Annotated in this window: 15 protein-coding genes; 4 read left to right on the top strand and 11 right to left on the bottom strand. The window is 38.0% G+C overall.

What is annotated here, in order from left to right; translation table 11 throughout:
* Positions 1–107 precede the first annotated feature (107 nt).
* Positions 108–1,412, top strand: coding sequence for a nicotinate phosphoribosyltransferase (pncB, locus tag ACFILL_RS00345; RefSeq protein WP_273790248.1), 1,305 nt, complete (start codon positions 108–110; stop codon positions 1,410–1,412).
* A gap of 1,562 nt (positions 1,413–2,974) precedes the next feature.
* On the opposite strand, the gene ACFILL_RS00340 is transcribed toward pncB, so the two are convergent.
* The 10 genes from ACFILL_RS00340 to nth all read right to left on the bottom strand — a co-directional run bounded on the left by ACFILL_RS00340 (position 2,975) and on the right by nth (position 12,719).
* Positions 2,975–3,361: a YbaN family protein gene (locus ACFILL_RS00340; RefSeq protein WP_273790249.1), complete on the bottom strand. Its 387-nt coding sequence runs from the start codon at positions 3,359–3,361 to the stop codon at positions 2,975–2,977.
* Positions 3,362–3,769: 408 nt separating this feature from the next.
* Positions 3,770–4,675, bottom strand: coding sequence for a metal ABC transporter permease (locus tag ACFILL_RS00335; protein ID WP_273790250.1), 906 nt, complete (start codon positions 4,673–4,675; stop codon positions 3,770–3,772).
* Complete coding sequence (locus ACFILL_RS00330; protein ID WP_273790251.1) at positions 4,672–5,538, bottom strand: metal ABC transporter permease; 867 nt, start codon at positions 5,536–5,538, stop codon at positions 4,672–4,674. The genes ACFILL_RS00335 and ACFILL_RS00330 overlap by 4 nt, the downstream gene beginning before the upstream one ends.
* Positions 5,535–6,365 carry a manganese/iron ABC transporter ATP-binding protein gene (locus ACFILL_RS00325; protein ID WP_273790252.1) on the bottom strand — a complete coding sequence of 277 codons (831 nt, stop codon included), beginning with the start codon at positions 6,363–6,365 and terminating at the stop codon, positions 5,535–5,537. The genes ACFILL_RS00330 and ACFILL_RS00325 overlap by 4 nt, the downstream gene beginning before the upstream one ends.
* Positions 6,362–7,270, bottom strand: a complete 909-nt coding sequence (locus tag ACFILL_RS00320; RefSeq protein WP_375630541.1) for a metal ABC transporter substrate-binding protein — start codon at positions 7,268–7,270, stop codon at positions 6,362–6,364. The genes ACFILL_RS00325 and ACFILL_RS00320 overlap by 4 nt, the downstream gene beginning before the upstream one ends.
* A 289-nt stretch (positions 7,271–7,559) precedes the next feature.
* Entirely contained in the window at positions 7,560–9,974 is a 2,415-nt protein-coding gene (gene pheT / locus ACFILL_RS00315) for a phenylalanine--tRNA ligase subunit beta (RefSeq protein ID WP_375642993.1), read from the bottom strand.
* 39 nt (positions 9,975–10,013) lie between these two features.
* Positions 10,014–11,090, bottom strand: a complete 1,077-nt coding sequence (gene pheS / locus ACFILL_RS00310; RefSeq protein ID WP_375630537.1) for a phenylalanine--tRNA ligase subunit alpha — start codon at positions 11,088–11,090, stop codon at positions 10,014–10,016.
* Positions 11,091–11,184: 94 nt separating this feature from the next.
* The gene (gene rplT / locus ACFILL_RS00305; RefSeq protein WP_012754515.1) at positions 11,185–11,586 is read right to left on the bottom strand and encodes a 50S ribosomal protein L20; all 402 of its coding nucleotides are present in this window, start codon (positions 11,584–11,586) and stop codon (positions 11,185–11,187) included.
* Positions 11,587–11,619: 33 nt separating this feature from the next.
* Positions 11,620–11,823, bottom strand: a complete 204-nt coding sequence (gene rpmI, locus ACFILL_RS00300) for a 50S ribosomal protein L35 (protein WP_183193590.1) — start codon at positions 11,821–11,823, stop codon at positions 11,620–11,622.
* A gap of 155 nt (positions 11,824–11,978) precedes the next feature.
* A complete protein-coding gene (gene nth, locus ACFILL_RS00295) occupies positions 11,979–12,719 on the bottom strand; it encodes an endonuclease III (RefSeq protein WP_375642992.1) in 741 nt (246 codons plus the stop codon).
* Positions 12,720–12,839: 120 nt separating this feature from the next.
* Here nth and ACFILL_RS00290 point away from each other — a divergent pair, with 120 nt between their 5' ends.
* The 3 genes from ACFILL_RS00290 to ilvD all read left to right on the top strand — a co-directional run bounded on the left by ACFILL_RS00290 (position 12,840) and on the right by ilvD (position 16,381).
* Positions 12,840–13,271: an Hsp20 family protein gene (locus ACFILL_RS00290; RefSeq protein ID WP_012754518.1), complete on the top strand. Its 432-nt coding sequence runs from the start codon at positions 12,840–12,842 to the stop codon at positions 13,269–13,271.
* Positions 13,272–13,297: 26 nt separating this feature from the next.
* Entirely contained in the window at positions 13,298–13,549 is a 252-nt protein-coding gene (locus ACFILL_RS00285) for a DUF1150 domain-containing protein (protein WP_012754519.1), read from the top strand.
* A 993-nt stretch (positions 13,550–14,542) separates the two neighbouring features.
* Complete coding sequence (gene ilvD / locus ACFILL_RS00280; RefSeq protein ID WP_273790257.1) at positions 14,543–16,381, top strand: dihydroxy-acid dehydratase; 1,839 nt, start codon at positions 14,543–14,545, stop codon at positions 16,379–16,381.
* A gap of 1,038 nt (positions 16,382–17,419) precedes the next feature.
* Here ilvD and mutS read toward each other — a convergent pair.
* Positions 17,420–20,164, bottom strand: a complete 2,745-nt coding sequence (gene mutS / locus ACFILL_RS00275) for a DNA mismatch repair protein MutS (RefSeq protein WP_375642991.1) — start codon at positions 20,162–20,164, stop codon at positions 17,420–17,422.
* Positions 20,165–20,307: the final 143 nt, after the last annotated feature.

The raw sequence follows: 20,307 nt of genomic DNA, 5'->3' as shown, positions 1-20,307 counted from the left end.
ACTTTTTTATTCTTGCCCAAAACTGTAGAGTTGTTATATTGCACCGCCTATATTAGCCGTGTTGGTGCATAATATTTTAGATTTTATGAAACTGAAAGAAAAAGGTTATGAATCATCCGGATATTGCTAGACGTGTTTACAATCATACTTGGAAACTTGATCCCATTATTCGTTCACTTCTCGATACGGATTTTTATAAGCTTCTTATGGTGCAGATGATTTGGGGGTTATATCCTAATGTTGATGTTACTTTTTCCCTCATAAATCGCTCTAAAACAATACGTCTTGCCGATGATATTGATGAGAGTGAATTACGTGCTCAACTTGATCATGCTCTTAGTTTGCACTTTACAAAAAAAGAAATGATTTGGCTTGCTGGTAATACATTTTATGGACGCAAACAAATTTTTGAACCGGATTTTCTTCAGTGGCTTGAGAATTTTCAACTCCCAGAATATGAACTAACCCGTAAAGATGGCCAGTATATTCTTCATTTTTATGGTTCGTGGGCTCATAGCTCTATGTGGGAAATTCCAGCCCTTGCTATTATAAGTGAATTACGTTCACGTGCTGCTCTCAAAAAACTAGATCGTTTTGCTCTTGATGTACTTTATGCGCGTGCTAAAGCAAAAATGTGGAGTAAAGTTGAACGTCTCAAAAAATTGCCTGATATTAAAATATCTGACTTTGGGACAAGGCGCCGCCATTCTTTTTTATGGCAGCGCTGGTGTGTGGAAGCATTAAAAGAAGGGATTGGTAATTCTTTTACTGGAACTTCTAATGTTCTTCTTGCCATGGATACGGATTTAGAAGCTCTTGGAACCAATGCACACGAATTGCCCATGGTTATTGCGGCTCTCAGCAATAACGATGATGAATTACGCAGAGCTCCGTATCAAGTCTTGCAGGATTGGAACCGTTATTATGGTGGAAATCTTCTCATTGTTTTACCTGATACCTTTGGTACAGAAGCATTTTTACGCAATGCACCAGATTGGGTAGCTGATTGGACGGGTTTCAGACCCGATAGTGCGCCCCCTATTGAAGGTGGCGAACGTATTATTCAATGGTGGAAAGAAAAAGGAAAAGATCCATGCAAAAAACTTCTAATTTTTTCTGATGCTCTTGATGTCAATACAATTGAAAAAACCTATCATCATTTCCATGGTAAAGTGCGCATGAGTTTTGGGTGGGGCACGGATCTTACCAATGACTTTACAGGCTGTGCACCTCAGGAAATCGAAACTCTTGATGCTCTTTCCCTTGTTTGTAAGGTGACCTATGCCAATGGTCGACCAGCCGTGAAACTTTCAGATAATCCTGAAAAAACGATCGGTGATTCAAAAGAAGTACAACGTTATATCAATTTTTTTGGTAATACAAAGCGAATTGCTAGACCTATAAAGACGTAGTTTTCGGCACTTTAAAACAAGTATATTGCCTCAACATATTGTTTATAAGATTGATTTTTGTTCTGCCCTAAGGATGAGGATTCTTAACCTTTGCTGGTCTGAAATAGTTCGGCTGTTTTTTGAGCAGATTCTACTTAGTCTATCAACGCATACGCTTCACTTACATAAGGCGCGATAGATAAGACTTAAAAATATTCACTACGCATTAAAAAAATACTTAACGCGCTAGGGAAGTTTAGCCAAGGAGGCTTCCTTATATCATTTGTCATAAATAACAGTGTTATACAGCATAACAAGATACTATCATTTTGCATGTTGAATGAGCGTGCGCGAGTATCATAAGTTTTTCTCATTTCAATCCTGTTAAATCAAGCACACTAATCCCCTTGCATATATGAAGGTTTTCAAGTTTTAAGAGTTATTGTTGTAGTTTGACAGTAGGTTTTATACTAAGTGGAAAGAGGCGGGATTAAGTAGGAATACGTGGTAATTTGTTGTTTTATGTACAATTTTTACCATTAAATGCGCGTTTTATCAAAATAGATTTTGACACCTAAAATTACAAAAATTACCGAAAATCAGAAAAAAGTGCGTTTCCATAGTAAAAATGAGAAAAAGCTTTCAAAACCCTTTGAGAACACCTTTAAAACTCTTTGAAAAAAATAAATTGGTACAAAATCTAGTGTCAAAATATACAAAACCAGATGACAAGCTACAATTGCAACATTAGGAATTACTAAGGCAACATTGGAGGATGATAAATAGCATGGTGACTATCGGTATGCATTTTGCAAGGCAAGGATGATGGTGCTCAAATAGATTTTATACACTTTACAGGAGATTTTACTTTATCCATGTATGGTCTGCTATTATGAAATGAGTAAAGCGTTGAGAAATGTTTCATTAAAATAAATGTGTAAATAACATGATTTGGGAGACCTTTTGTTTTACGTGAGGGGCATGACTTCATTAAAAAACAGAGAATGCAATAATATTTTTATTTCGAATAAGCTTTATATAAAGACAGAGAAATTATTTATTCGCATATTATAATAAGAATGCGTGTATGTATAAACCATTTGAAAAATTCTGTTGTTTCTTATGAATTATTCTTAAGTTAAGAACAGATGTAACCTTAAAGATTGATATAATAGACCGGCTTCTTAACTGTATAAGTATAAAAATGAGGGTATTTAGTAAGCTTTGTATTATATCCTCATTAAGAGATATGAAAACAAACGAAATGTCTATCATATCAATGACTTTTCAATGATGTATATATAGAGATTCATACAAACATGCTTTACAAAAATAATGACTCTCTTCCATGAATGTGATTTATCATTGTTTACCAAGTGAGAACATTTTGAGTGTTCGTAAACAATCTTCTTTGTTCATAAAAATTATTTCACAAACATATTATTAATTAATTGCGCTCAAAAAGCTTGCTATTTCATATGTATTTTGGATGTGGAGAGCTTATATTCAAAACTTAAAAGTCCTCATAGTTTTTACAAATAAGTCGAAGCTAAAAAGAGTATCTCATAAAGCCTTTTTTATCATTAAGAAGATGGACGTGTTACAATATAAATGGCAATCAGCAATAATATAACCGCAACAAGTAAGGAAATCCATAAAGGAGGGTGTAGCATTACGAAAAAGGATAAAAATCCTCCTGTCATACTCATCATTGCAAAAACTTTAACGAATGGAGAGATTGCTTTTTTTTCTTCCCATCGCTTAATAGGGGGACCAAAAATACGATGATTATTCAACCATTGATGAAAACGTGGAGAAGAACGCGTAAAACACCATGAGGCAACCAATAAAAAAGGCACCGTTGGCATAATAGGTAATACGACACCGATAATACCTAATATAACCATCGCCCACCCTGCTATATAATAGCAGATACGTAAAGGGTGCGATATCTTCGAATCTTTTTTCATTCTCTCGTACTATTTTCCTCTACGCAAAACCCTATACAAAAACATTGTATCTGTTTTTTTCTGTTTACATGTCTGAGTGCACAATTACGCTCTACCCCTTCATGCGTAAGTGTCTTTGCTGTTATAAGTTCCTTGAAAATACCGAATAGCTTACACAATATGATAATCATTTTAAATGATTTCAAGAAAAGAGGAGAGATTTTAGAAAAACAAAAAAATAAAAAGGCTGCAGAAGAAATCAATGCAGCCTCTTAATTAAGAATGCAGTGTTGGGGGGGAGAAAATGTACTGCACTCATCTGCTAGATATTAGGAGGAAAAACAACCTAGCACCCCAGACTCTAATTAAAATAAAAATGAGAAACAATATATAAAAATGCATGGCTGATATGCATGAATTTTAACACTTTCAAGTTTCTTGAACTGTGTTTCGACGAAAGAAAATCATCATGAAAATAGCCATAAAAATCAACGTCAAGATCAACACAATTGTGGAAGCAGAATCAGAGCCGATAAATAAGCTGAGATAAATCCCTAAAAAACCAGAAAAAGCTGCAACAAGTATCGCGATCATTAACATAAAAGAAAACCGCTTTGTGACAAGATAGGCAATTGCTCCTGGTGCTATCAGTAAAGAAATAACGAGCACGATACCGACAGCTTTCAAAGCTGCAACAATTGTAAGAGAAATCATCGTTAGAAGGGTATAGTGGAGTAGAGATATTGGTAACCCCATTGCACGTCCTTGAACTGTGTCAAAAATATACAGCATAAAGTCGCGCCATTTTGCTGCTAAAATAAAAGTGACAACAGCAGAAATGATTGCCGTCTGCGTTATATCAAGCCAGTTAACACCCAAGAGATTACCAAATAGAATATGATTCAAATCTAAGCTACTATAAATAGACGTGGCTAAAACAAGCCCTAAACCAAACATTGAAGAAAAGACCACGCCCATCACCGTATCCTGTTTGATACGGCTATTGCTCCCTAAAAAACCCGTTAATAGTGCACACACCATTCCTGCAACAAAAGCACCGCAAGTAATCAAAGTCATTGTAATATTCTCTGGACGCATATGCTGAAACCAAGCAAATGGCAAAGAAGTTAAAAATGCGATTACCCATGGTGTTGTCATATAACCAACAACAACACCTGGAAAAACTGCATGAGAAATGGCATCCCCTAACAGCGCCCATCCTTTCAAAATAAGAAAACAGGAAAGCATCGCCATGGGAATAGAAAGAATCATGACAATAAGCATACCCTTAAGCATAAAAGAAAACTGAAACGGAAGCAGTAATTGATCAATCATGATAATATTACACCCTTTTTTGCTGCATTTATGCGTAAGCGCGCGGCAATAAACCCATGTTTAGGAGCAAAAATAAAAGCTAAAACAAATAAAGATGCTTGAAAAAGCACAACAACCCCCCCCGTTTGTGCATTCAAAAAATAACTCACATAAACACCCAAGATACTTGTGAAGGTTCCAATTACAACTGCAATAACCAAGATGTTCACGAAACGATCACTTAAAAGATAGGCCGTTGCCCCAGGTGTCACAACAAGACAAATGACTAAGAACGCTCCAACGGTTTGCATCGCAGCAACGGTACAAGCGGCAAGCAATGTGAAAAAGAGAATCTTTAAAAATTTTACGTTTAATCCAATGGCATGCGCATGCGTCTCATCAAATAACGAAACAAGAAGATCTTTCCATTTCAAAAGCAATATAAGCAACGAAACAAAGCCGATAAAAGCCAATTGTAGAATATCTGTTGAACTAACTGCTAAAATATTTCCCAAAACAATCGTATCAATATTAACAGCCATTGGTTTTAATGATTTGAGAAACAACCCAAAGGCAAAAAAGGAAGAAAAAATGAGCCCAATAATGGTATCTTCTTTAAGTTTTGTCCGGTGGTTAAAAAAGAGCATTGCTGCTGCTGCAAGACCACCAGAAAAAAAAGCGCCAAGTGAAAAAGGTAACCCTAAAAGGTAAGCTCCTGCTACACCAGGAACAATCGAATGGGAAAGTGCATCACCAATCAATGACCAACCTTTTAACATCAAAAAAGCCGAAAGAAAGGCACAAACACACCCAACTAATCCAGAAACCCACATTGCATTCACCATATATTGATAGCTCAGTGGCTCAAGCAACCAAGAAATCATGCAACGTGCTCCACTCTTTCAATATCTTCACAAACGGCAGACTGCTTTCTTCCCATGAAAACATCATTTTTTTTTGTGGTTTGAAGATCAAAAATATGGTGGTGCAAAGACCCTCCAAAAGTTTTCTCCAGATTTTCCTTTGTAAAGATTTTTTCTGTTAACCCAGAAGCTAAAACGGTCCCTTTTATTAAAACTGTATGATCACAAAATTCGCGAACAGAACCCAAATTGTGAGTTGAAACCAAGATCACTGCTCCTTCTTTACGAAGATCTTGTAACAAAGCAATGATTTTATCTTCTGTTGTAACATCAACCCCTGTAAACGGCTCATCTAATAAAATAGCTTTTGCTTTCTGTGCAAGAGCGCGCGCTAGGAAAACACGCTTTTTCTGTCCACCAGAAAGTTCTCCAATTTGGCGCTTGGCAAAAGCCAACATATCAACGCGTTCTAAGGCAATACGAACGGCTTCATAATCTTGTGTACGGGCATAGCGAAAGAAATTCATATGACCATACCGCCCCATCAATACAACATCTTCGACCAAGACAGGAAAATTCCAATCAACATCTTCACTTTGAGGAACATAAGCAATGAGGTTTTTTTTCAAAGCTATATCAACAGGTAAATCAAACATGCGAATTTTTCCCTTTGAGGGGCGTACAAACCCCATAATCGCTTTAAATAACGTTGACTTACCGGATCCATTAACACCAACCAATGCCGTAATAGAACCCTTTGGACTTTCAAAATTCACTTCGCGTAAAGCTGTATGTCCATTACGATATGTTACCGTTACTCCTTGGGCAAATATTCCACATTCCGTCATTGGCTTTTTACTCCCTCTACTAAAGCATTGCTAATACGCCCACTCGTGACACGTAATAAATCAATATAAGTGGGTACCTCACCATTTTTCTCACTTAAAGAATCAACATAAAGAACACCACCGTATTTAGCCCCTGTTTCTCTGGCAACCTGCTTAGCAGGCGCAGGGGAAATAGTGCTTTCAGAAAAAACTGCATGAATATTGTATTTGCGAACCATATCAATAACATGCTTGACTTGCTGTGGTGTTCCTTGTTGGTCAGCATTGATGGGCCATAAATAAAGTTCTTTTAGATCAAAATCACGCGCCAAATAGCTAAAAGCCCCCTCACTTGTCACAAGCCAACGTTTGTCTTGCGGTACAGCTTCTAATTCAGCCCTAATTGGATCAATCGTTGCACGAATTTTCTGTTTATAAATTTCAGCATTCTGTTTATAAATTTCAGAATGTTCAGGATCATATTTTACAAAAGCATCGCGAATATTATCAACGTAAATCAAAGCAGAGGTCGGTGACATCCACGCATGAGGATTAGGTTTACCGCTAAAGGGGCCCTCACCAATTTTAATGGGTACAATACCTTTTGAAACAACAACACTTGGAACATCCTTGATATTTTGAAAAAACTTTTCAAACCAAAGCTCTAACTCTAAACCATTCCACAATACAAGGTTAGCTCCCTGAGCACGCATAAGATCGCGTGGGGTGGGTTGATATTCATGAATTTCCGCACCTGGTTTTGTAATGGATTCAACATCAGCGGCATCACCTGCTACATTGCGTGCCATATCAGCAATGATAGTGAATGTCGTAACAGCTTTAAATTTACCAGCACACAAAGCAAAATTGGGTGTAAAAAAAATAACACTTCCAAAAACTATGGTGAAAAACGTTCTTACGTTCATTGATTCTCTCTTTCCTTTATATGCCTTCTTTTTATTGCAAATAATTTGCATTATCATTTAGCAATAGCAGTTATCTTTTACATTTGCAATGAAGGATTAAGAGAAAAATAACTTTTCAAAATGTTTAAAAACAGTTTTTTCATATTGAAAAAATTGATGATTTAAGCAGCTTGTTTTGGTAAGGAGGTCCCCTTTCAAGAAGTTCTATAGCTCTTGAATGCCAAACAAAAAGGGAGCACTCAAAGATGCTCCCACTTCATGTAAAATATCTCATAAAAAATGAGAATACTCAGTAGCGTAAATATGCACCTGTCATTTTGGTAACATTATCCACGATCTTTGAGGCAAGCTTTTCTAAATCTTCATCCGTTAGAGTCCGTTCTATGGGCTGAATAGTTACTTCAATTGCAACAGATTTTTTATCTTCACCAAAGCTTAAATCTTCGAAAACATCAAAAACTTGCACTGAATGAATAAGTTTTTTATCGGCTCCACTTGCCGCACGAATAATAAGAGAAGAGGCAACAGTTTTATCCGCTATAAAGGCAAAATCACGCCGCACCATTTGAAAAGGTGAGAGTTTCAAAGGAGGACGGCTTTTGGTCGTTTTTTTCTTTGATTCTGGAATTCGGTCTAGAAAAATTTCAAAGCCGCATAAAGGGCCACTGACATCTAACTTTTCTAATGTAGCAGGATGAAAAACACCAAAAAAACCAAGAATAATCTTTGATCCAAGTTTTATGACACCTGAACGACCAGGATGATACCAATCTGGTGCTCCAACTTCAATCTGCACTTTCCCAATATCCATATCACATGCTTCTAAAATAGCTAAAGCATCTGCTTTGGCATCAAAAACATCAACGACGGTTGCATTTCCATTCCAAAAGCGCCCAGCACCTTTAAATTGCTCTGTTCCGCGACGAATCCCATTAACAACACGGTGTTGTTTATCAGGGGTGTCACCCTCATAAATACTAGAAACTTCAAACAAAGCAAGATCGGAAAAACCACGATCAGCATTTCTTTGTGCCGCCATAATCAAACCAGGTAAAAGGGAAGGACGCATCATTGACATATCAGCAGCAATAGGATTAACCAATTTAAGCTCTTCTTGACCTCCTCCAAAAGCAAGAGCTTGATTTTCAGAAATAAAAGACCATGTTACCGCTTCTTTCATACCGCGTTGCACTAAAGCCAAACGTGTAGCACGTGAACGAATTTGTGCGCATGTTACAATCTGATCTTTTTCTTCTACGAAGCTTTCCAAAGGAATAGGTTTAATTTTATCTAACCCATAAATTCTCATGATCTCTTCCACCAAATCGGCTTTACCCATAATATCAGGGCGCCATGATGGTACTTTTACCGTAACGACATCTCCTTTTCCTTCAACAAAAAATCCAAGTTTTGTTAAAATAGAGATGATTTTTTCAGGCTCTATTTCCAAATTTGTTAAACGTTTAATTTCAGAAAAAGGAAAAGCGATCTGTTTGATTTCTTGTTGCTGATAGCCAACGATCCTCTTCTTAGATACTTCACCACCACAAAGATGCAAGACCAATTCTGTTGCAATCTCAAGCCCTGTTTCTATAAAAGCCGGATCAACACCTCGTTCAAATCGATAACGTGCATCACTGATAAGACCTAATGCTCTTCCTGTTTGTGCAATGCTTTGCGCATCCCAAAGCGCCGATTCAATAATAACGCGATGTGTTGTTTCATCACAACTCGTTCTTTCTCCGCCCATGATACCGGCAATCGAAACAACTCCCTCGTCATCTGCAATGACACAATTCTTAGCGCCCAAATGATAGATTTTTCCGTTCAGTGCTTGAAGCTGTTCTCCCTCACGCGCACAACGTACACACAAATTACCTTTAATTTTATCTGCATCAAAAACATGGAGTGGACGACCAAGGTCAAAACTGATGTAATTGGTCATATCAACAAGCGCATTAATCGGTCTCAAACCAATTGCATTCAAACGCTGTTGCATCCACTGTGGTGATTCGCCATTTTGAACATTGCGTACTTCACGCCAAGCAAAACCTAAACATAATGATGAATCTTGCGAAAAATCTAATGAAACATTGAGAGGTGTTTCAAAGGAAGGCTCAAATTTTGGTAAAGACAATTCTTTTAATTGTCCGATTCCTGTAGCGGCAAGATCACGGGCAATACCACGAACACCTGTGCAATCGGAACGATTAGGGGTCAAACCAATATCAATGACCGGATCATCTAAACCAGCATAAGCTGCAAATGAACCTCCAATAGGACTATCTTCTGGAAGTTCAATAATCCCATCATGCTCATTCGATAATTCAAGCTCTGCTTGTGAACACATCATCCCAAAACTTTCAACACCACGGATTTTTCCTACAGATAATGTTACATCAAGTCCTGGAATATAAGTACCTGGTAGTGCCAGAACACCAATAAGACCTGCACGCGCATTTGGTGCTCCACAGACAACTTGAACAGGTGTGGAAGTCCCTGTATTGACGGACAGAATCTGGAGTTTATCTGCATCAGGATGCTTTATTGCTGTTAAAACTTTTGCAATCACAAAACCTTTTAAAGAAGATCGATCATCAACGGAGTCAACTTCAAGACCGATAGCTGTTAGTTTCTCACAAATTTCATCCAAAGATGCATTTGTCTCTAAGTGATCTTTTAACCACGACAATGTAAATTTCATTTTAAAACCTCACATGAAAGCGATGACTAAGATCACACATTATCTATTAGGAAAAAAAGCAGGCATATCAAAGAAACGAAAGCCATAGTGGTCTAACCAACGCAGATCAGCATCAAAAAAAGCCCGCAAATCAGGCATACCGTATTTCAACATGGCAATACGATCAATGCCCATTCCCCATGCAAAGCCTTGATATTCATCGGGATCTAAGCCAACATTTTTCAACACATGAGGGTGCACCATTCCGCATCCTAAAATTTCCAACCAATCCTGCCCTTCTCCGAACTTTACGTCTGAACCAGAACGATCACATTGAATATCCACTTCCATAGATGGCTCGGTAAAAGGGAAAAAAGAGGGACGAAAACGCATTTTTACAGAGGGAACTTCAAAAAATTCTTTACAAAAGGTTTCATGTAGCCACATCATATGGGCAATGGTGGAGGTTTTATCGATGACAAGACCTTCTACCTGATGGAACATGGGAGAATGTGTTGCATCCGAATCCATGCGGTAAGTTTTTCCAGGAATAATGATCCGTATCGGTGCTTTTTGTCTTTCTAGTGTGCGAATTTGTACAGGTGATGTATGGGTCCGCAATAATTTTCGTTCTCCCATTTTATCAACATCAAAAAAGAAGGTATCATGCATTTCGCGTGCTGGATGCCCTTCAGGAAAATTCAATGCCGTAAAATTATAATAGTCTGTTTCAATATCAGGTCCCTCTGCAAGAGAAAAACCCAACTTCGTATAAATGGCAATAATTTCCTCAATCACTTGTGAAATAGGATGAATGCGTCCCCGTTCTATAGGTGAAGAGCGAATAGGCAAGGTAACATCAACTGTTTCACGAGAAAGACGGGCATCCATTGCCTGTCTTTTCAGAAGATCACGCTTTTGCGCCCATAATTCTAAAATACGATTTTTTAATCCATTAAGAACTGGTCCAACTTTATGACGCTCGCCAGCATCCATTTTTCCTAATTCTTTTAATTTTTCAGAGATACTACCTTTTTTACCCAATGCTGCAATACGCACTTCTTCAAGTGCTTTTTCATCACCTGCGGCCTCTAAGGCTAAACAAATTTCTTGTTCCAGACGCTCAATATCATTCATATTTTTGCCTATTTTTTAATAAAGAAAAACCCGCACTTGCAATAGCCAGCACGGGACCTCAAATAAATGAATGCTTTAAGAGAACACGACTGGCTTATTTGACAGCGCCTTCGAAAGCATTAGGTGTCGTATCTTTTAAATATTCTAAAGCTTTTTTTGCCGAAGCTACTAAAGCAGAAAATGCTTCCGCCTCGTGGATTGCTATATCTGAAAGAACTTTACGATCAACTTCAATACCAGCTTTTGATAAGCCATCAATAAAACGTCCATAAGTTAAACCTTCTGCACGAACAGCCGCATTAATCCTCTGAATCCACAAAGCACGGAAAGTACGTTTTCTATTTTTGCGATCACGATAAGCGTATTGCTTTGAACGATCAACCGCTGCTTTAGCTGCACGAATGGTATTTTTACGACGACCGTAAAAACCTTCAGCCTGTTTAAGAACTTTTTTGTGCTTAGCGTGTGCTGTCACACCTCTTTTCACACGAGCCATATTATAATCTCCTCAAAATCAAAAGCGTAAGGTTTAAATACCATTCGGCAAATAATGCTGAATGACTTTTTTAGCATCTTGTTCACACAAAACCATTGTTCCACGTGCATCGCGAATAAATTTATTCGAACGCTTAATCATGCCGTGGCGCTTACCGGCAGCTGCTACTTTAATTTTGCCTGACGCAGTGATTTTAAACCGCTTTTTAGCGGATGATTTGGTCTTCATCTTGGGCATTTTGCTACTCCGTACATTAATTTATTCAATCAAAAAATTTATTCACTCAAGCGGACCAACGCTTGAACAAGCATTTAAACAGCCACGGCATGCCCTGCCGGGCGGCTCTTAAAGACGTTTTCATAAGCTAGTATACACAAAATTGCAAGACCGTATTACAAAAAAATCGGCGCTCCATTGCCTTGAAGCTCAACTAAAGGTGCTGGAATTGCATTTGTTTTGATGGCTGCTTTACATAAATCGGCAATAATGCATTGCGTACATTGTGGTTTACGGGCTTGACAAATATAGCGACCATGTAAAATCAGCCAATGATGTGCATGGCGAATATAATGAACCGGTATAATCTTTAATAATTTTTTCTCAACAATTTCTGGTGTTTTGCCAAGCGCTAAACCAAGACGATTGCTTAAGCGAAAAATATGTGTATCTACTGCTAATGTAGGTTGACCAAAAGCAACATTCAAGACCACATTAGCCGTTTTGCGCCCTACTCCAGGAAGGGCCATGAGTGCTTCACGCGTATCGGGTACTTGACCGCCATAATAATCAATTAAATAGTTGCAAAGCGCATAAACATTACGTGCTTTTGCACGCCAAAGACCAATTGAACGGATATGATGTGCTATTTCTTCTTCTCCTAATGCAACCATTTTTTCCGGTTGATCAGCAAGGCGAAATAATTCTTTTGTCGCTTTATTAACGCTTACATCTGTCGCTTGAGCCGAAAGCACAACGGCAACCAAAAGCGTAAAAATATTTGTATAGATAAGATCACTCTTAGGCGCTGGGCGTTGCACAGAAAAACGGCGAAATATTTCTGCAATTTCATTTTCATTATATAATATACCAGATAAATTTCGCACTTTTGACAATTTTATGGTACGTTGAGGCATTGAACTCTCTTAAATCTTCTCTCTTGAAGTTATCATTCACGCTCGCCATATGAGAGAAATGCAGCGAACACTTTTATAGAGTGTGGTCAAGTAAAGCCGTTTTAAAGAGGATACTCATGAATGACACATGTGACGCCTTTCTCCAATCCCTTTCTTTTAGGGTTTGAAACCGTAGAAAAAATATTGCAACGTATCGGTAAAGCTGATGAGGCTTACCCAGCCTATAACATTGAACGTTTGCATAAAAATGATGATGCAAATCATATCCGGATAACTTTGGCTGTTGCTGGATTTAAGATTAACCATCTTAATATTTTGCTTGATGATAATCAATTGGTTATTCATGGTAAACAAACAGACAACCAAAATCATCAATATTTATATCGCGGTATAGCTGCGCGACAATTCCAGCGAACCTTTGTTCTCGCGGAAGGGATGCATGTTACAAATGCGGAGTTGAAAAATGGTCTTTTATCAATTAATCTGTATCAACCAAAATTAAAAAAAGAAATAAAACAGATTCCAATTAAAGTCAGTAGTGGTGAGTCATAAAAGTTAAGGCGTAAAGGAACAGTGAAATGGGAGAACATAAACAAAACTTGTCGTTTCAGAACACATCCTACTCTGATGCGGGACAGATTGCCTATTTAAAAAAAGTTTGTACAGATGATCTGGCTAAAAACTTTCCAGATCTTCCACCGATGACCCCAGGCATTACGATATGGGCTCTCTTTGGTGAAACAGGTTATCCTATCATTTTATCCGATGAGCGTTCTATCGCTCTTGCTGGAGCCAATGAGCATGAACTACAAATTGTAACTCTGCACTAGATTACCTTACGAGAAAAAGCTGTACTCTTTTATAAATTCTATCTGTTTTTTCGTAAAGGGTGTAATGTGGGTTATAATTAGATTAAGTATTGATTTATATTCATAATTAATTTTTTACAACTGGAATGAGAGTCCCGAATATCATAAGGTTCTCTCATTTGAGATCTTCTTATATTGAAACAATTCAAAGTCACTTGCTTTATGTCATAAGCAGGGAGAGCCATGTGGATAAAAACACTTGAAGAAAGGAATAAAAATATCTCTTTTTAATTGTCTCAATTACCAAAGACATTCACAATATGGGGATGAAAAAATGTATGATGGTGTCAGTTTTCTTCTTCATAAGTGTGAAGATGTCTCTTATAGATTTATATTATTCACGAGGGCTGTTATACCATTCATGGGCGCTATCGTGAAATGGGCTCGAGTTACATTGAAAGATGTCTCTTTAAAATGAGTACATAAAGGCTATACAAGTGTATTTTGTTTGGTGTGTTTTGTTCTTCCTGAGGGGAGTAGCTCTATTGAAGAGTGTAAAAACAAAAGCATGAGATAATGCGTCATAATTATTTAAAAGATATTTCTATGAATGCGTTTGAAAGGTGTAAAGCTGAATTGTAAGGAGATGATAGATTTTTACCACGATGCCTTTATATTCTTTCCAAATGAGGCTGTCTTCTTGTTCCAGAAATTACGCAAACAGATAGATGCAATATACTGACCAAATCTGGCATACAAAAATCTGGAACAGTTCGTTCCACACTGAAGCGTTTTGATATTTGTCTCAAACGTGGACTTGCACAGGGATTAGATGTTGATTAACAGGTAAGAAAAAAACAAAGGCTTTATGAAAAAGTTTATGCAGAGCTTTTAATTTTGTGCTTCAAATGCCTCAGTACGAGGTATTTTGCTCTTTTAAATATTAAACTCTTGTTTTTATAATGAAGTTACAGCACAACAAGCAAAATGGAATTATTTGAGGGGAAAAAAATAATGCCTTCTTACCGTTCAAGAATATCAACCCACGGGCGTAATATGGCAGGAGCCCGCGGACTTTGGCGTGCAACAGGGATGAAAGATACTGATTTTGGTAAACCCATTATTGCGATTGCGAATTCTTTTACACAATTTGTACCAGGGCATGTCCATTTAAAAGATCTTGGGCAATTAGTCGCACAACAGATAGCTGTTGCCGGTGGTGTTGCGAAAGAATTTAATACCATTGCTGTAGATGATGGAATTGCGATGGGGCACGATGGAATGCTCTATTCTTTGCCCTCACGTGAAATCATTGCTGATTCTGTAGAGTATATGGTTAATGCACATTGTGCGGATGCACTTGTCTGTATTTCTAATTGTGACAAAATTACGCCTGGTATGTTAATGGCTGCTTTACGGTTGAATATTCCGACAATCTTTGTTTCTGGCGGTCCTATGGAAGCAGGTAAGATTAAATGGAAGGATCAAGATCTAAGGGTTGATTTGGTCGATGCCATGGTTGCAGCAGCTTCAGAACAAAATTCAGAAGAAGAAGTTGCTGAAATGGAGCGTGCAGCTTGTCCTACATGTGGTTCTTGTTCAGGAATGTTTACGGCCAATTCCATGAATTGCTTAACGGAAGCATTGGGGCTTTCTCTTCCTGGAAATGGATCAATGTTAGCAACACATGCAGATCGGCGGATGCTTTTCGAAGAAGCTGGAAAACAGATTGTTGCATTGGTTAAGCGTTATTATGAAAATGATGATGAAACAGTTTTGCCACGCTCTATTGCTTCACGCAAGGCTTTTGAAAATGCAATGACCGTTGATATTGCCATGGGGGGATCAACCAATACAGTACTGCATCTTTTAGCCGCGGCGCAAGAAGGTGAGGTGGATTTTACCATGACGGATATTGATCATCTTTCACGTCGTGTTCCTGTTTTATGTAAGGTTGCTCCTGCTGTTGCAAATGTACATATGGAAGATGTTCATCGCGCTGGTGGTATTATGGGGCTTTTAGGCGAACTGGATGCGGCGGGACTCATTGATACATCAACTTATACGGTTCATGCAAAAACAATGAAAGAAGCTCTTTACCGCTGGGATGTAAAGCAAACTAATGAGCCAACAGTTCGTGCATTTTATCGTGCTGCTCCAGGTGGTATTCCGACACAAACAGCTTTTAGCCAATCTTGTCGCTATGAGACCCTTGATCTTGATCGTGAAAAAGGTGTGATTCGCAATAGAGAACATGCATATTCACAAGATGGAGGATTGGCAGTTCTTTATGGAAATCTTGCAAAAGATGGCTGTATTGTAAAAACAGCAGGCGTTGATCAATCAATTTTAACTTTTAAAGGTCCGGCAAGAATTTTTGAAAGCCAAGATTCAGCTGTTTCAGCTATATTAACTGATAAGATTAAAACAGGTGAAATTGTTTTAATCCGTTATGAAGGTCCACGTGGTGGACCTGGAATGCAAGAAATGCTTTATCCAACGAGTTATCTCAAATCTAAAGGATTAGGCAAGGTTTGTGCACTTGTTACAGATGGACGTTTTTCAGGGGGAAGTTCAGGGCTTTCGATAGGACATATTTCACCAGAAGCTGCGGAAGGAGGAGAAATTGCGTTAGTGGAAGAAGGGGATATCATAGAAATTGATATTCCAAATCGTAGAATTCATATGTTGGTGGATGACGTTGAGATGAAGCAGCGCCGTGCTAAGATGGAAGCAAAAGGAAAAGGCGCTTGGCAACCGATTGAGAAGCGTCAGCGTAAAGTTTCAAAGGCTCTCAAAGCTTATGCAGCGATGACTACATCTGCTTCAAAAGGTGCAGTACGTAATATTTGATGAGTTGAATAGAGACAGTACTCTGATTTTTTGCATCTTTTGCACGATATTCTAAGCTAATTATTTTATGAGTTTATGAACTTATCAGAATATTTCGAGTCATGGATGAGTATGATTAAAAAGCTATCAATACAACTAAAAGCAGCTGCGGATTGCTTATTTTAGCAGCTATGTAAGACAGATAAAGATAGATACAGTATCATTACTTTTCATATCATATTCCAATCTTATACGAAATTACAATTTCCTGTTCTCATATTTATGGAAGATATTTATTGTACTGGTGGCATTATCTTGTTGTACCGTAAAACACTGTCATTTAGGACTGTGATATACGGCATCCTCCTTAAATATTAAGTGTTTCTTAGTGCGTGGTGAATATTCTTAGACTTGTTTGTAAAGCTTTTAGTTTAAGTGAATCACATGACTAGGAAATCAAGATAAATTCCTTAGAATCTGGATTGTTTGCAGACTTGATTCGAATGAAAATCTTTATCCTTTGAGATGTAAGAAGGAGTTTAAGGATATTTAGGAAAATAAAATGCTGCTGTGATATATCTGATTATATGTTCCATATGAAAACAGTAAAAGAGCTCTTTATAGCTTAAAATGTGAAGAAAATACGAGACCCATTATCCATGAATTTATTATGCAAAATGGGATGGTATCCCAACACCAACAGCTTTAAACTAGAAATGTTGCTATGATAACAATAATATCGATCGTGAAAAAGCATAATTCACTAAATATGGCGTATTTGCAAGGTGGAGGAGATTTCATGACAATCTTTACAAAAAACGACTATCTTGTAAAAATAGTCGATCTTGACCAATTTTTTGTATAAGAGCCAATATTAATCTAAGGGAATATGAAATATAATGCATATGGTTTTGCTTCTATAGGCAATTATACTTACAAATATATTATGTAGAAAAGCGATGGGAATACGATAAATAACTGTTTATGCTGTGGTATATCAAAAATGGTTACGTTATCTCCTATTAAGAAGGTTTTTTAATAAAAAATAACATCTGTTTTCTATAAAGGGTTACTCTTTTCAAGTTGTTTGAGGTGGTAAATTGCTTCTAAAGCTTGTTTAGGAGAGAGTTCATCGGGATGAATATTTTTTAAAGCTTCGTGAAGTATACAATGTTTGTTTTTTGCTTCATTGACTGGAGATGTTGCTTTAAGAGAAAAGAGTGGTAAATCATCAATGAGTTTATGTCCTTTTCCAGCCATTTCGCCTTGTTCTAATTGATGGAGTACATCTGTTGCTCGTGTAATAACGGCTGGGGGAAGTCCAGCAAGCTTTGCGACTTGTACACCATAGGAACGGTCAGCGGCTCCTGGTGTGACCTCATGAAGAAAAACTACATCACCATCCCAATTTTTGACTTTCATGGTTACGTTATGCAGTCTGTCAAGTTTTTCGGTAAGTGCAGTCATTTCATGAAAATGGGTAGCAAGAATAGCACGACAATGGTTAACTTCATGGAGATATTCAACAGCAGCCCAAGCAATAGAAAGTCCATCAAAGGTTGATGTTCCACGTCCTATTTCATCAAGAATAACAAGGGAATGGTGGCTAGCATGATTGAGAATCGTTGCTGTTTCAACCATTTCCATCATAAAGGTTGAGCGCCCCCGTGCAAGATCATCGGAAGCCCCAACGCGACTAAATAGGCGATCAACGACACCAATATGTGCTGAAGTTGCTGGAACGAAGGACCCCATTTGCGCCATAATAGCAATAAGAGCATTTTGCCGCAAAAAAGTTGATTTTCCTCCCATATTAGGCCCTGTCAACAGCCAGATTGCTGCATATTGCTGATTTTCTTGCACAGAGAGATCACAATTATTGGCAATAAAAGGTTCTGCTGCTTGTTTGCGGAGTGCTTGCTCGACGACAGGATGGCGTCCTGCTGTAATATGAAAGGTAAGTGAAAGATCAATTTTAGGGCGGCAATATCCTTGTTCTTCAGCAAGATATGCTAAAGCGACAGAGACATCTAAAATAGCAAGTGCTTCAGAGGCTTTACGAATAAAATCAACTTGTTCGGTAATTTCCTGAACGAGAATATCAAAAATCTCTAGTTCAAGTGTCAATGCGTGATTGGCAGCATGGGCAATACGGCTTTCAAGGTCAGCGAGCTCTGTTGTCGTAAAACGCATAGCGTTTGCCATTGTTTGCCGATGAATAAAACGCGCTTTAGCTTGTGGATTATTTGTAAGGGAAGATGCTTGTGTGCTGGTTACTTCAATGAAATAACCTAGAATATTATTATGCTTTATTTTAAGCGTCTTAATATCTGTTTCGTGGGCATATTGCGCTTGAAGTTCAGCAATGACACGGCGAGATTCATCACGTAAAGCACGCATTTCATCGAGCTCTTTATGATAATTAGAACGAATAAAACCACCATCACGTTTAAGGAGTGGGAGATCATCAGCTAATGCCTGTTCTAAATGAAAGTATAACGCTGTGGGTAAGTTTGAGAACACCTGTTGTACATCACTTATTTCTTGAGGCAGAAGCTCATTATCAAGAAGTTGATGCAATTCACGAATGATTTCAAAGCCGCGCTGGATTGTCGCCATATCACGGGGACCTCCTCGTCCAAGAGCCAAACGTGAAACGGCGCGGGGCATATCTGGTCCCCCCTTTAAAATAAGCTTTATCGCTTCTGCAAGAGAAGGATTACGTAGAAAAAAATCGATAGAATCCAAACGCGTATCAATAGCCGAAGGAGTGGTGAGGGGAGCAATAAGGCGGTCAATAAGAAGGCGTGATCCTCCTCCTGTTACAGTGCGATCAATAGCTTTTAATAAACTTCCATCCCATTGACCTGATGTCGTACGAATAAGTTCAAGGCTTAATCTGGTTGCGGCATCAATAAAAAGAGTCGCACTTTCATTTTGGCGCTCAGGCTGCATGAGGGGAGGGCGATGCGTGATTTGTGTTTTTTCGATATAACGAATAGCAGCTACAATTGCAGAGAGTTCGGAACGTGAATAATCGGCAACGCCTTCAAGAGTTGAGAGTTTAAAATAATTGCAAATATCGCGTTCAGCGGTGAGTGCATCAAAGAGACAAGCAGGTTGAGGTGAAACGATACGATCAAGAACACTAAAAAGTGACTTGTGAGATTTATCATGAAAAAATGAATCAGCAACAATGATTTCTTGTGGATCAACACGCATAATATCTGCTAAAAGTTTTTCTTGGCGGCTTTCTGTTACACGAAATATGCCTGTTGAGATATCAATCCAAGAAAGAGCAAATTCCTCTCCATCGCTAGTTTTTATACGGGAAAGTGTCATCAAATAATTTGCACGTGTTGGATCAAGGAGCTTTTCTTCTGTTATCGTTCCAGGTGTTACAAGGCGAACAACATCACGCCGAACAACAGATTTTGAGCCACGTTTTTTTGCTTCAGCAGGATCTTCTATTTGTTCACAAACAGCAACTCGGTAACCACAAGCAATCAGTTTTTGTAAATAATCATCAGCAGCATGAACGGGAACACCGCACATAGGAATATCTTGTCCTAAATGTTTTCCGCGTGCTGTGAGTGTGATTCCTAAAGCCTGAGCAGCTTCAATCGCATCATTAAAAAATAATTCATAAAAATCCCCCATTCGGTAAAAGAGAAGGGAATCATGATGGACGGCTTTGATTTCTATGTACTGCTCCATCATAGGTGTAAGACGTTCTTGAGAGGAAGCAGATGAGGAGGCAGGCTGTGGAATTAAATTATTTTTATGATTGTTTTTTTTATCCATTTGTACGAGGCCTGTTTCCTTTAAGTGAAGTTTTTACTCTTTTTTATTTACTTCAATATCTATTTATCTCTAAATTGCAACGCATCATCAGATTTGCTAAGGCAAGAATAGCGATTTCTAATATATGAATCAGATTTAATGAC

The sequence above is a fragment of the Bartonella sp. AP20NXHL genome, assembly GCF_042196165.1.
Lineage (GTDB): Bacteria > Pseudomonadota > Alphaproteobacteria > Rhizobiales > Rhizobiaceae > Bartonella.
This window is presented reverse-complemented; position numbering and strand designations above follow the sequence as displayed.

Coding starts and splice junctions, on each gene's coding strand:
- ACFILL_RS00335 (WP_273790250.1), bottom strand. CDS start 4,675: ATGATTGATCAATTACTGCTTCCGTTTCAGTTTTCTTTTATGCTTAAG.
- pheS (WP_375630537.1), bottom strand. CDS start 11,090: ATGAATGATATTGAGCGTCTGGAACAAGAAATTTGTTTAGCCTTAGAG.
- rplT (WP_012754515.1), bottom strand. CDS start 11,586: ATGGCTCGTGTGAAAAGAGGTGTGACAGCACACGCTAAGCACAAAAAA.
- ACFILL_RS00290 (WP_012754518.1), top strand. CDS start 12,840: ATGACACATGTGACGCCTTTCTCCAATCCCTTTCTTTTAGGGTTTGAA.
- pncB (WP_273790248.1), top strand. CDS start 108: ATGAATCATCCGGATATTGCTAGACGTGTTTACAATCATACTTGGAAA.
- ACFILL_RS00285 (WP_012754519.1), top strand. CDS start 13,298: ATGGGAGAACATAAACAAAACTTGTCGTTTCAGAACACATCCTACTCT.
- ACFILL_RS00320 (WP_375630541.1), bottom strand. CDS start 7,270: ATGAACGTAAGAACGTTTTTCACCATAGTTTTTGGAAGTGTTATTTTT.
- mutS (WP_375642991.1), bottom strand. CDS start 20,164: ATGGATAAAAAAAACAATCATAAAAATAATTTAATTCCACAGCCTGCC.
- ACFILL_RS00340 (WP_273790249.1), bottom strand. CDS start 3,361: ATGAAAAAAGATTCGAAGATATCGCACCCTTTACGTATCTGCTATTAT.
- pheT (WP_375642993.1), bottom strand. CDS start 9,974: ATGAAATTTACATTGTCGTGGTTAAAAGATCACTTAGAGACAAATGCA.
- rpmI (WP_183193590.1), bottom strand. CDS start 11,823: ATGCCCAAGATGAAGACCAAATCATCCGCTAAAAAGCGGTTTAAAATC.
- ACFILL_RS00330 (WP_273790251.1), bottom strand. CDS start 5,538: ATGATTTCTTGGTTGCTTGAGCCACTGAGCTATCAATATATGGTGAAT.
- nth (WP_375642992.1), bottom strand. CDS start 12,719: ATGCCTCAACGTACCATAAAATTGTCAAAAGTGCGAAATTTATCTGGT.
- ilvD (WP_273790257.1), top strand. CDS start 14,543: ATGCCTTCTTACCGTTCAAGAATATCAACCCACGGGCGTAATATGGCA.
- ACFILL_RS00325 (WP_273790252.1), bottom strand. CDS start 6,365: ATGACGGAATGTGGAATATTTGCCCAAGGAGTAACGGTAACATATCGT.